Genomic DNA, 11,816 nt, shown 5'->3' with positions numbered 1-11,816 from the left:
TCATTGATATGCTCAAGTTACGTTCATTTAGTGTTCTGATTTTTTTCGCGTTGATGACGCTCGCACCCGCGCTGAGTTTTGCCGACGATGCGACGCAAGCCACGCAGCAAACCGACGACAAACCCAAGGTGGATGCCTCTGTCGAGCTGCCGAAAATGCAGAAGATCCTCGATAAAATTAAAAGCCAGGTCTCCGTTGAAAGCGACGAAAATAAGCTCAGTCGTCTGAATGAGATGGCGCTGGAGTTATCAGGCAATACGGATACGCTTGCGCAGGCGTTACAGCCCGATCGTCAACAACTGGAAGCGCAGCTGGCCGTGCTCGGTCCGGCACCCAAACCGGAAAGCGGCGTCAAAGAGACACCGGACGTGACGCGCAAACGCAGCGCGCTGGAAAGTCAGAAGAGCAAGCTTGACGATCAAATCAAGCAGGCGGAAGGCATTAAAAACAGTGCACTGATGCTCTCCTCACAAATCGTCAATCTGCGCCGCGACCAGCTAAAAAATAAACTCGCCCTGAATTCAGGCAGTATTCTGGGGCCGCGCTTCTGGGCGCCCGTGTTAAGTAGTCAGGATCTGGACGCGGAAAAAATTGGCGATTTTCTCAATGAGCTGAAAGACACGGCCGCACTCTCCTGGGAGCCGGGCTGGCGCATTGGCACGGTTGGCTGGTTGCTGGCCGCGGTGCTGGTGATGACGCTCGGCCGTCGCTATGGTGAAGAGTTCCTGGCCTGGGTCAGTATCAATAAATTGCCTGAAGGGCGTTTGCGCCGTAGTTTTCTGGCAACTGCCGTGGCGCTGACCAGCCTGGCGGCCGTTGTCCTGACCTTCGTCTTTATTTCGCAGGCCTTTACGCGCCGCGATGAAGTCTCCAGCGATGTGCAGGACTTTATTTACCGTCTGGTCGAACTCAGCGTCTACTGCGGCCTGATTGCCGGGCTGGGCCGTGCCTTTTTATCCACGCGTCGCCCCAGCTGGCGTCTGCCGACGATTTCGAACGAAGTCGCCATCGCGCTTAAACCGTTCCCGCCGATTACGGCCCTGCTGGTGTTTATCTTTCAGATGGTCGAGTCCTTTAACTACACCGTCGGCACCAGCCTGAATACCAGTATTTTTGCCAACGGCCTGACGGCATTACTTATCGGCACTACGGCACTGGCGATCAGCATGCGCACCAAGCGCGTTCGTCGTCGCCTGGCGCAGTCGGGTACGCCGCCGGAAGCGCGTTCTACCCTGGTTGGATTGATTCAGATGGCGCTGACGATCACCGCGCTGACCATCCTGGCCTCGCTGGTGATCGGCTACGTCACGCTGGCGCGTTTTCTCAGCTATGAGCTGGTGTGGTGCGGCATTTTGTTTGGCTCATTTTATATTCTCAGTCATCTGGTCAACGACGGCTGTGAGAGTCTGTTCTCGATCAGTAACACGACAGGTAAACGCATCCAGAGTTCACTGAACATTGATGAACGTCATCTGCAGCAGGTGGCTACCATTCTGGCGGCGATAGGTAAAACGTTCCTGGTGCTGTTTGTGGCGCTGGCGCTGCTCAACGGCACCTTTGCCTCGTCCACGCCGATTGAGTTGTTGCAGAAAGCCATCGAATTCTGGGGCGGTAAAGGCCTGGAGTCGCTGAATATCGTTCCGGCGCACCTGGTTAATGCATTGCTGTGCCTGATTGTCGGGATTTACGTCTTGCGTTCAGTGCGGCGCTGGCTGGACAACGACTTCCTGCCCAAAACCACCATGGACAGCGGGATGCGGGTGTCCCTGGTGACGCTGTTCAGTAACGTGGGCTATGTGCTGATTATCCTGCTGACCCTGTCGATTATGGGGCTGCAATGGAACAAGCTGGCCTGGATCGTCAGTGCATTATCCGTCGGTATCGGTTTCGGCTTACAGGAGATCGTTAAGAACTTTATTTCGGGTCTGATTCTGCTGACTGAGCGCCCGGTGAAAGTGGGCGATCTGGTGACGATCAGCGGCGTGGAAGGGGATATTCGTCGCATCAATGTGCGTGCGACGGAAATTCAGCTGGGCGATAAATCTACGGTGATCGTGCCTAACTCGCAGTTTATTTCTCAGAACGTCCGTAACGCGACCATGGGTAACGCGCAGGGCGTGGTGACGATTACCCTGACGTTCCCGCTCAATATTGACCCCGTGCAGGTACGTGAAATTCTGCTTAAGGTGTATGAAGAGAATGAGCGCATTCTGGAGACGCCGGAACCGTCAGTGTCGTTTAAAGATCTTACCGCGCAGGGCATAGTACTCAGCGTAACCGGTAACGTGGCCAGCCAGCGCCAGATTGCAGGCGCAAAAAGCGATCTGCTGTTTGATATTCTGACGCGATTACGTAAAGAAGGGATCGTCCTGTCGACGCCGCAGACCATGATTATCGAACGTCGCCAGCTGCTGGCCTCGGATGTCAGCGATGACGTAACGGTCACAGAGCAACCGCGTTAATGAAACAGGCAGCCCTATGGCTGCCTGTTTTTTCATGGCCTTTTGAGGCGTCAGGGCTGCCTGACCGCCCAGCCTTTCAGCTTACTGGTTTTGCCAATACCGGGGTTAAAGCTGTTGGTCGGATCGAGCTGACGATAGAACGCGGCCAACTGCGGCTGGGCCTGATAGAGATGGCCGACGTTATGCTCTGCCGGATACTCCGCGCCGCGCGTCTTCAGAATCGCCAGCATTTGCGCTTTCAGGGCATGGACATCCACCCCTTTTTTAACGATGTAGTCCTGATGGAAGACATGGCAGAAAAAATGGCCGTAATACAGCTGATGACTTAGTGACTGCGTTATCCCGGCAGGCAGGGTTTCGAACCAGTCTCTGTCATTGCGGCGCAGCGCAATATCCAGCGCCAGAATATCTTCCACCTCTGTGGCGTGAACGGCGTGATAACGCACTGCCGCACCGGCAGCGGCAAAGCGGTGCAGGAAAGCGTGCGCGCCTTCTTTGCCTTCGCACTCAAAAAACTCTCCGCCACCTTCACGGAAAAACTCCCGCAGGTAGTTGCGCGCCTCTTCGACGCCGTCACCCGACATTTTCAGCATTAAATGATGCTGGTATTTATCGCGATACTGTTTCATGCGTTTCGGCAGATGCGCCGGAAACAGGCGACTCAGCCGTTGCAGCAGCCGGTCAGTCAGATGCGGTTTTATGAAAGACAGTTTATTAAGCCAGCCGTCAACCCGACCTTTAAGCGTAAAAAACAGGGGAATCTTGTCGGTGCCCAGCTTGTCAATCATCAGGAATGTATCTTTGCCGTACACTTCGGCGATATCGTAGATATCCCGGTGCATATATTCCGCGGCAACGGGCAGGTTTTTAAAATGGGCCAGCATATGGCAGCGCAGGTCGCTGAGCACGGCGGCATCGTTAGTGCCAATATAGAACACCTGCTGCTGCGGTTCCTGCTCAAATGTGTCCAGGCGTACCGCGAAAACCGCCAGCTTGCCTGCGCAGCCGGACGCTTCAAACAGACGACGGGCATCCGCGTTAAAACGGGCGGGCGTATCGGCATTCACATCGCGCACGCGGTCAGCATAATCATGATCGGACGCGTGACGGCCATCATGCAGGACATCGTCCGGCTGCCAGCGATCGTCATCCAGACGTCCCAGAATCTCTTCCGGCGAGGTGCCCAGGTCAATGCCCAGATGATTGACCAGCTTCAGTCGCCCCTGGGCATCAATCTGAGCAAACAGCGCCATTTCACTGTAGGCCGGGCCGCGTTTGATCAGCGAGCCGCCAGAGTTATTACAGATGCCACCCAGCACCGACGCACCAATACAGGAAGATCCAATCACCGAGTGCGGCTCACGGCCCAGCGGCTTCAGGATCTTTTCCAGTTGATACAGGGTACTGCCCGGAAAGGCCAGGACCTGTCGGCCCTTATCAATGAGCTGTAGCTTATCCAGCTTCAGTGTGCTGATAATCACCAACGGACGATCGTAGTCGTCGCCCTGCGGCGTCGAGCCTTCGGTCAGGCCGGTATTGGCCGCCTGCATCAAAATGATTGCATCCGCAGCGACCAGCGTTTGTAGTACGCGCCACAGCTCCAGCAGCGTAGCCGGAAACACCACGGCCAGCGCCTCGCCTTCACCAGAACGAAAGCCTTTACGATAGCGAGCCGTGTGCGCGGCCTCAGTCAGAACGTTACTTGTGCCAACCAGACGGCGCAGATCGGCAATCAGGACAGACGATGTCATCATGGGCAATTCCCTTGTCGTATGCATGCGTCCTTACTGTAGCACGTCAGTTGCGTCGGGCGCAGTGTGATAGCCGCAGGCGACATGCTATGCTCTGATGATGCCATCCTGCATTTAGTCGATATTGCGCAGTTACTTAAGAGAACCCAACCCGATGAAATGGATTTGCGCTGTTAGCCTCGCTGTTTCCCTTGCGCTGCAACCTGCACTGGCCGGGGAGCCCACCGTTCAGCATCCGATGACCGAAAAGGCGCGTGATGCCTACGTCAATAATCTGCTTAAAAAGATGACGCTGGATGAGAAAATTGGCCAGTTGCGTTTAATTAGCGTGGGACCGGATACGCCAAAAGAAGCCGTGCGTGAGATGATTCACAAGGGGCAGGTGGGCGCGATTTTTAATACAGTTACGCGCCCGGATATCCGGGCGATGCAGGATCAGGTGATGCAGCTCAGCCGGCTGAAAATTCCGCTGTTTTTCGCCTATGACGTCGTGCACGGTCAGCGGACGATTTTCCCGATTCCGCTGGCGTTAGCCTCCAGCTGGGATCTGGATGCCGTTAAAGAGGTTGGGCGCATTTCAGCTTATGAAGCGGCAGACGATGGGTTAAATATGACCTGGGCGCCGATGGTTGACGTCAGCCGGGAGCCGCGCTGGGGACGCGTGTCCGAAGGCTTCGGCGAGGACACCTATTTAACGTCCGAAATGGGACGCACCATGGTGAAAGCGATGCAGGGCAAAAGCCCGGCAGACCGCTACAACATTATGACCAGCGTTAAGCACTTTGCGCTGTACGGCGCGGTTGAAGGCGGACGGGATTACAACACCGTGGACATGAGTCCGCAACGCATGTTCCAGGACTATCTGCCGCCGTATAAAGCCTCTCTGGATGCCGGCAGCGGCGGCGTCATGGTGGCACTCAACTCCATTAATGGTGTGCCCGCCACGGCCGACAGCTGGCTGCTGAAAGATCTGCTGCGTCGTGACTGGAAATTTAAAGGGATCACCATCAGCGACCACGGTGCGATCAAAGAGTTGATTAAACATGGCGTGGCGAGCGATCCTCAGGATGCGGTGCGTATTGCCCTCAAATCCGGTGTCGATATGAGTATGAGCGATGAATATTACAGCAAATACTTACCGGACCTGGTGAAACGCGGCATCGTCAGTCGGGCGGAAATCGACGATGCGGCGCGCCACGTGCTTAACGTGAAATACGACATGGGGCTGTTTAACGATCCCTATAGTCATCTGGGGCCGAAAGAGAGCGATCCCCAGGACACCAATGCGGAAAGCCGCCTGCATCGTCCCGAAGCCCGGGATGTGGCACGCAAAAGTATGGTGCTGCTGAAAAACCGCCTGAATACGTTACCGCTGAAAAAATCCGGCACCATTGCCTTGATCGGGCCGCTGGCAGACAGCCAGCGCGATATCATGGGCAGCTGGTCAGCGGCAGGTGTCGCGAAACAGTCTGTTTCGCTGTTGCAGGGGATGCAAAATGCGACGCAGGGTAAAGCGACGCTGCTGTATGCCAAAGGATCCAACGTGTCAGACAACAAAGGTATTCAGGACTTCCTGAATATGTATGAACCTGCCATCGTCGTCGATCCGCGCTCCGCACAGGCCATGATCGATGAGGCGGTAGAGAAGGCAAAACAGGCAGATGTCGTCGTGGCCGCCGTGGGGGAAGCGCAGGGCATGGCGCACGAAGCGTCCAGCCGTAGCGATCTGATGATTCCACCTGCGCAGCAAAAATTACTGGCTGCGCTGAAGGCAACAGGCAAGCCGCTGGTCATCGTACTGATGAACGGTCGTCCATTGGCGCTGGTCAACGAAGATCGTATGGCCGATGCCATGCTGGAAACCTGGTTCAGCGGGACAGAAGGGGGCAATGCCATTGCGGATGTGCTGTTTGGCGATTACAACCCGTCCGGCAAGCTGCCGATGTCCTTCCCGCGTTCCGTGGGACAAATTCCCATCTATTACAACCATCTGCCGACCGGCCGGCCTTATAACTTTGCCAAGCCAAACAAGTACACGTCCCATTATTACGATGCGGAAAATGGCCCGCTCTATCCGTTTGGTTACGGCCTGAGCTATACCACGTTTACCGTGTCGCCGGTGACGCTGTCCGCTGAAACCATGCCGCACAACGGCAGTGTTGAAGCCAGCGTGACCGTAACAAACAGCGGTAAAGTTGACGGGGCCACGGTCGTCCAGCTGTACCTGAACGATCCGGTAGCCAGCATGAGCCGGCCGGTAAAAGAGCTGCACGGGTTCAAACGGATCATGCTTAAAGCCGGGGAGTCGCAGAAAGTGACCTTCAGGATTGACGTTGATGCACTGAAATTCTGGAATCAGCAGATGAAACACGTTGCTGAACCGGGCAAATTTAACGTCATGATTGGTCTGGACTCAGTACGCACCCAGAACGCCCAGTTTACCTATCAGTAAGCCCCGGCACGAACCGCGCGTCCGGTTCGTGCTGATTAACGCTTCCCCGTTCCGGGGAAGCGCATCCCGTTTCTGCTTCAGCCATCCTGCCCGGACCTCCCCACTTTGAGAGTTTTACCCTTGTCTGACATGGCGACAGGCATGATCCTGCTCTATCCTCGGGGAAAATGGATTCCTCAAGCACGAATGAGGCGCTATGACGTACCAAACACTGATTGCCGAAGCTCACAATCAGCAGCGCACCCTGACGGCCATTGTCGAACAGGATGCGCGTACTGCTTATTTCTATATCTGGCCCACTGACCTGTTTCGTAGCCAGTTTGCGGTGCGGGGCTGCTGGTTACGTAACCTCCTGCCCGCGCCGGTTGAGGACGATCACCAGGCGATGGCGCAGGGCATTGCCCCCCTGTTAAGTGCCGAATACTGTCGTAACCTGGAAGCGGAGCCGCCGCTGGATCCGGCCGGGCTGCAAATACTCTGGGAACCGGGCGACGCGGGCGCAGCACTCTGGTACTACGGTCAGCTTCTTGCCGTGATCCCGGGCTGGAGTCTTTATCAGGATAAGCAGGTCAGTTTTTCTGCAGGCTGTATTAAAAAGAACCGGCTGACCGCACCCCTGGGTTCGGCGTCCACTAACCATTATTACGCCCTGGCCGAACAGCAACGGCAGTTCTGGCGTGAATGGCATGACGGCAGCGAATGGGACAAGGTACAGCAGGATCTGATGACCTGTTATCAGGCACAGTTTGGCGAGTCGGTAAAATACTACGCGATCGATCAAGGCAACTGGCCGCCAATGGCGCTGTCGCAGCATTATCACAACGGCATCTGGTATTTTCTGACGCTGGGGATGAGTATTCGTCCCATGCCGCAGGTGGATTTTCTGTTTGATGAACTGGCACCGCACTATCGCCGGGCAGAGCTGGGGATGGCTGTTGATGGCGAGGTGATGACGGAGAGCAATGCGGTGCAAATGGCCAGTGCGCTGGCAGAATTTGTGCATTTACCATGGGCGCGCCTCACCTGGCTCGGCGAAGGCCATACGCTGGCTTCGGAAGTGGCTCCTGTGGGATTTGAAAGCTATCTGTTAGCCAACGAGCTGGCACCGGAAAGCGCGCAGTTTGTCCTGCCGAGGCGCGATGGCGACAGGCCAACGTTACTGTGGGCCACGCCGGTAACCGAAGCGGAGCGTCAGTTTGCTCAGGCTGAACCCCAGGGCGGGCAACAACTGCGTGAACGCCTTTCCGCTGGCGGAAATACCCATATTTTCCGGCCACGCGAGCAGGTCGTCGAGGCGGGATAAGCCGCGCAATCGGGTGCCGCCTGCCGCCAGGGGTAAGAAAGTTACGCACCTGGCGCAATTAAATATCTTTATTGTTAAATGACTTGTTAAATTTGTGATCTAGTCTACTCAAGTTCCCCTTTGCTGTGCCGTTAACCCGGATCAGGCAATGGCGCCACAAAAGGTCAGGGGAACAATGATGTTAAAGACCACGCAATCCCGCTTCACCGCAACACTTATCGGCTTCTTTGTTTCGTTAATGTTGGTCACTATCTGGGTAATTAATCAGTTTGTTGCGCCTCAACTGGTGGAAAATGAAAGCCGCCTGATTCGTTATCAGGTGGATTCACTGGCTACCGGCATTGTTGAGCAAATGAACCGTGTGCAGGCGCAGCAACGCGCCATCACCGAGGCTGCGGCCGTCATCGACAGCGCGGCGATCGACACCTTATTACCGGCGCTGGTCAACCAGTATCAGGACAGCAACGTCTTTGGCGGCGGTATCTGGCCCTTACCTAATCGTCGCGAAGCCGGAAAAGAGAGAGACAGCAGCTTTTTCGCGCGTGATGCCAGCAATAAGCTGCAGGTGAATACCTACTGGAACTCTGAGGCGGCTGACAAGTACTGGGAGCAGCCCTGGTACAAAGACGGGATGGCTGCACCAAAAGGGCAGTGCGCCTGGGCTAAGGCTTATCAGGATGCCGCCAGCCCACAGCCGCGTACCAACTGTGCGATGGCCATCTACCGCGACGGTTCCATCTGGGGCGTCTCAACCATCGACGTTACGTTGGGTTTTTTCAACCAACTGGCTAAAAAAATGGGCGAGGCGATTCATGGAGACGTACTGATCGTTGAGTCTGACGGCAAAGTGGTCGGCAACGCAGCGCTGGCGAACGGTACGCCGAAACTTGAGAACCTGAGCGATCTGCAGAATCCAATGGCTGGGCCATTGAAAACCCTGCTGGCTCACGCAGGCACCCAGCCGACAGAAACCACTTACAATAGTCATGACGGTGAACAGACGCTGTTTTTACAGGCTATTCCGGGCAGCCCGTGGTATCTGGCCAGTAGCGTTCCGAGCAGCCTCCTGAAAGCACAGTCCCACAACATGCTGATGCGTCTGGGCCTGGTACAGATCCCGCTGGCAGTTATTCTGTTACTGGTGCTGTTAGGCTTTGTCCGCGCGATGATGAAGCGTCTGAGAATGCTGAATCAAAATATTGAAGCCTTGTCGACAGGCGGTGCGGATTTGACCCAGCGCCTGCCGGCCAGCAACAGCCCGGAATTCAACACGGTGGCACAGAGCTTCAATAATTTTATCAGCTACCTGCAAGGGTTAATGCAGCAGGTTGGCAGCAGCGCACTGGCCATTTCAGCCGCATCACGTGAAATTGCCAGCGGTAATACGAATCTGTCGTCACGGACGGAAGATCAGGCCAGCTCGATTGTTGAGACCGCGGCCTCAATGGAACAGCTGACCGGCACCGTGCGTCAGAACGCCGATAACGCCACACATGCGAACCAGCTGGCCGGTGAGGCGTCACAGGTGGCGGCACGTGGCACAGAGGTGGTTCGGCAGGTCGTCAGCACCATGGGTGAAATCCATCACTCTTCACGTAAAGTCGTGGATATCATTAGCGTGATCGACAGCATTGCCTTCCAGACCAATATCCTGGCGCTGAACGCCGCCGTTGAAGCGGCGCGTGCCGGAGAACAGGGCCGGGGCTTTGCCGTGGTGGCATCAGAAGTCCGTAACCTGGCGCAACGTTCCGCTAACTCCGCCCGTGAGATCAAAAAACTCATCGAAGAGTCCGTAGCCAATATCGATGCGGGTAGCCAGTTGGTCGAGCAGGCCGGGCAGACGATGGACGAACTGGTGCAGGGCGTCAGCAGCGTGACCACGCTGATGAGCGAGATTATGGCGGCCAGCCGTGAGCAGAGCATGGGCATTGAGCAGGTCAACGTGGCCATCAACCAGCTAGACAGCACCACGCAGCAAAACGCCGTGCTGGTTGAAGAAGTCTCCTCAGCCGCCCAGGCGATGGAAGCGCAAAGTCTGCAACTGGAACAGGTTGTGAAAAGCTTTAAACTGTAACGCCCATCGGGCCAGCCTCCGCTGGCCCGACATTTTTGCCGATCGGCTTCACCCTCTGACAGATTTGTGCATAAACAGCACAATTTTATCCCCTCAACCTCGCCGATCTTGTGCCAGAATGATGAGGAACACATTCAAGGAATCCTCATGTCTGCTATTGAAGTCATCCTCGTCGACCATCTTGATCGCCCCACTGGCAAAATGGAAAAGCTGGAAGTACATGAAAAAGGATTACTGCACCGTGCCGTGACGGTGTATGTTTTTAACGCCCGTCAGGAATTGCTGCTTCAGCGTCGCGCCAGCGATAAATACCATTGCGGCGGCCTCTGGAGTAATACCTGCTGCGGCCATCCTTATCCTCATGAGTCGACTAAAGACGCGGCTGAACGTCGGTTACGTGAAGAAATGGGCATGACCTTGTCGCTGACGCCGATCTTCGAACTGAGCTACAACCTGCCCCTGAGTAATGGTCTGACAGAGCATGAATACGGCCATGTGTTTTTTGCGCTCAGCGATGAGCTGCCCCAGCTTAATCCGCAGGAGGCCGACGCTTTCGACTACCGTTCGATGCAGGATATCGCCCGGCAAATGCAGCAGCAGCCGCAGCAGTTTACGCCCTGGTTTCTTCATACGTTCCCGCGTATTCCTGCCTACCTTGAGCATTTCACTTTCCCGGCATAACGATCTCGCCCTGGCTGATGTGGTCAGGGCCGGTTTCGTCACAAAACCCATCGCGCAACGCTGTTGCCAGGCTACGCTTTTATTGCAATGAATAAAAACGGTGGGGTGCCCGTGCGCGTTTCGCAGTGCTGACAACCAACGGCGACTCCAGGTGAATAACGTGATAAGGAAAGCAACATGGCAACTATTCGCGGTTGGGCGGGCATCGGTGCAGTAGTGTTTAGTCTCGGGATGGCGCATGCGGCCGAACCGGTTCGTGTCGGTTCCAAGATTGATACCGAAGGCTCACTGTTGGGAAATGTGATTCTGCTGGTGCTGGAAAAGCATGGTGTCAAAACCGTGAATAAAATCCAGTTGGGCGCCACCCAAGTGGTACGCGGTGCCATTACGGCGGGGGAACTGGATATCTACCCGGAATACACCGGTAATGGCGCGTTCTTTTTTAACGACGAAAAAGACAGTGCCTGGAAGAATGCCCGTCAGGGTTATGAGAAGGTCAAAAAGCTGGATGCAGAGAAAAATCACCTGATCTGGCTGACGCCCGCGCCCGCCAATAACACCTGGACCATTGCGGTGCGCAATGATGTGGCCGAAAAAAATCAGCTTAATTCACTACAGGACCTGAGCGCTTATCTCAAAAAAGGCGGTACGTTTAAGCTGGCTGCCTCGGCGGAATTTATTGAACGCAGCGATGCGTTGCCGGCCTTTGAAAAAGCCTATGACTTTACGCTTAAGCAGGATCAACTGTTATCGCTGGCAGGCGGCGATACGGCGGTGACTATCGGTGCGGCCGCCCAGCAAACCTCCGGGGTAAATGCGGCCATGGCCTACGGCACGGATGGCCCGGTTGCCGCGCTGGGCCTGAAAACCCTGAGCGATCCTAAAGGTGTGCAGCCCATCTATGCGCCCACACCCGTTGTACGTGAAGCAGTGCTCAAAGCCTATCCGCAAATGGATGCCTGGCTAAAACCGGCGTTCAGTGCACTTGACGAAAAGACATTGCAACAGCTCAACGCCAAAATTGCTGTGGAAGGGCAGGATGCCAGCAGTGTGGCAAAAGCGTGGCTGCAACAGCAAAAGCTGCTGTAACGGT

The 11,816-nt window shown here is 55.5% G+C and carries 7 protein-coding genes; 6 read left to right on the top strand and 1 reads right to left on the bottom strand.

All coding sequences use genetic code 11. The features are described from left to right. Window positions 1-8 precede the first annotated feature (8 nt). Window positions 9-2,462 carry a DUF3772 domain-containing protein gene (locus tag RAC90_RS06225; protein ID WP_033737711.1) on the top strand — a complete coding sequence of 818 codons (2,454 nt, stop codon included), beginning with the start codon at window positions 9-11 and terminating at the stop codon, window positions 2,460-2,462. Window positions 2,463-2,512: 50 nt separating this feature from the next. On the opposite strand, the gene dld is transcribed toward RAC90_RS06225, so the two are convergent. Then, window positions 2,513-4,216, bottom strand: a complete 1,704-nt coding sequence (gene dld, locus RAC90_RS06220) for a D-lactate dehydrogenase (protein ID WP_375124119.1) — start codon at window positions 4,214-4,216, stop codon at window positions 2,513-2,515. A 151-nt stretch (window positions 4,217-4,367) separates the two neighbouring features. Here dld and bglX point away from each other — a divergent pair, with 151 nt between their 5' ends. The 5 genes from bglX to RAC90_RS06195 all read left to right on the top strand — a co-directional run bounded on the left by bglX (window position 4,368) and on the right by RAC90_RS06195 (window position 11,812). Next, window positions 4,368-6,665, top strand: coding sequence for a beta-glucosidase BglX (bglX, locus tag RAC90_RS06215; RefSeq protein ID WP_033737709.1), 2,298 nt, complete (start codon window positions 4,368-4,370; stop codon window positions 6,663-6,665). A 196-nt stretch (window positions 6,666-6,861) separates the two neighbouring features. After that, window positions 6,862-7,968: a suppressor of fused domain protein gene (locus RAC90_RS06210; RefSeq protein ID WP_039341470.1), complete on the top strand. Its 1,107-nt coding sequence runs from the start codon at window positions 6,862-6,864 to the stop codon at window positions 7,966-7,968. A gap of 178 nt (window positions 7,969-8,146) precedes the next feature. Continuing rightward, on the top strand, window positions 8,147-10,042 hold the full coding sequence (locus RAC90_RS06205; protein WP_375124163.1) for a methyl-accepting chemotaxis protein: 1,896 nt from the start codon (window positions 8,147-8,149) through the stop codon (window positions 10,040-10,042). 147 nt (window positions 10,043-10,189) lie between these two features. Then, the gene (idi, locus tag RAC90_RS06200; RefSeq protein WP_033737707.1) at window positions 10,190-10,723 is read left to right on the top strand and encodes an isopentenyl-diphosphate Delta-isomerase; all 534 of its coding nucleotides are present in this window, start codon (window positions 10,190-10,192) and stop codon (window positions 10,721-10,723) included. A gap of 231 nt (window positions 10,724-10,954) precedes the next feature. Then, window positions 10,955-11,812, top strand: coding sequence for an ABC transporter substrate-binding protein (locus tag RAC90_RS06195; protein WP_050504735.1), 858 nt, complete (start codon window positions 10,955-10,957; stop codon window positions 11,810-11,812). The last annotated feature ends 4 nt before the right edge of the window (window positions 11,813-11,816 follow it).

Origin of the sequence: Pantoea sp. CS_6, assembly GCF_041954745.1 — a bacterium.
In the GTDB taxonomy this organism is placed as follows: Bacteria; Pseudomonadota; Gammaproteobacteria; order Enterobacterales; family Enterobacteriaceae; genus Pantoea; species Pantoea stewartii.
Note: the sequence above shows the minus strand (reverse complement) of the source record. Positions and strands in the feature narration are given on the sequence as shown.

Coding starts and splice junctions, on each gene's coding strand:
- idi (WP_033737707.1), top strand. CDS start 10,190: ATGTCTGCTATTGAAGTCATCCTCGTCGACCATCTTGATCGCCCCACT.
- bglX (WP_033737709.1), top strand. CDS start 4,368: ATGAAATGGATTTGCGCTGTTAGCCTCGCTGTTTCCCTTGCGCTGCAA.
- RAC90_RS06195 (WP_050504735.1), top strand. CDS start 10,955: ATGGCGCATGCGGCCGAACCGGTTCGTGTCGGTTCCAAGATTGATACC.
- RAC90_RS06225 (WP_033737711.1), top strand. CDS start 9: ATGCTCAAGTTACGTTCATTTAGTGTTCTGATTTTTTTCGCGTTGATG.
- RAC90_RS06205 (WP_375124163.1), top strand. CDS start 8,147: ATGTTAAAGACCACGCAATCCCGCTTCACCGCAACACTTATCGGCTTC.
- dld (WP_375124119.1), bottom strand. CDS start 4,216: ATGATGACATCGTCTGTCCTGATTGCCGATCTGCGCCGTCTGGTTGGC.
- RAC90_RS06210 (WP_039341470.1), top strand. CDS start 6,862: ATGACGTACCAAACACTGATTGCCGAAGCTCACAATCAGCAGCGCACC.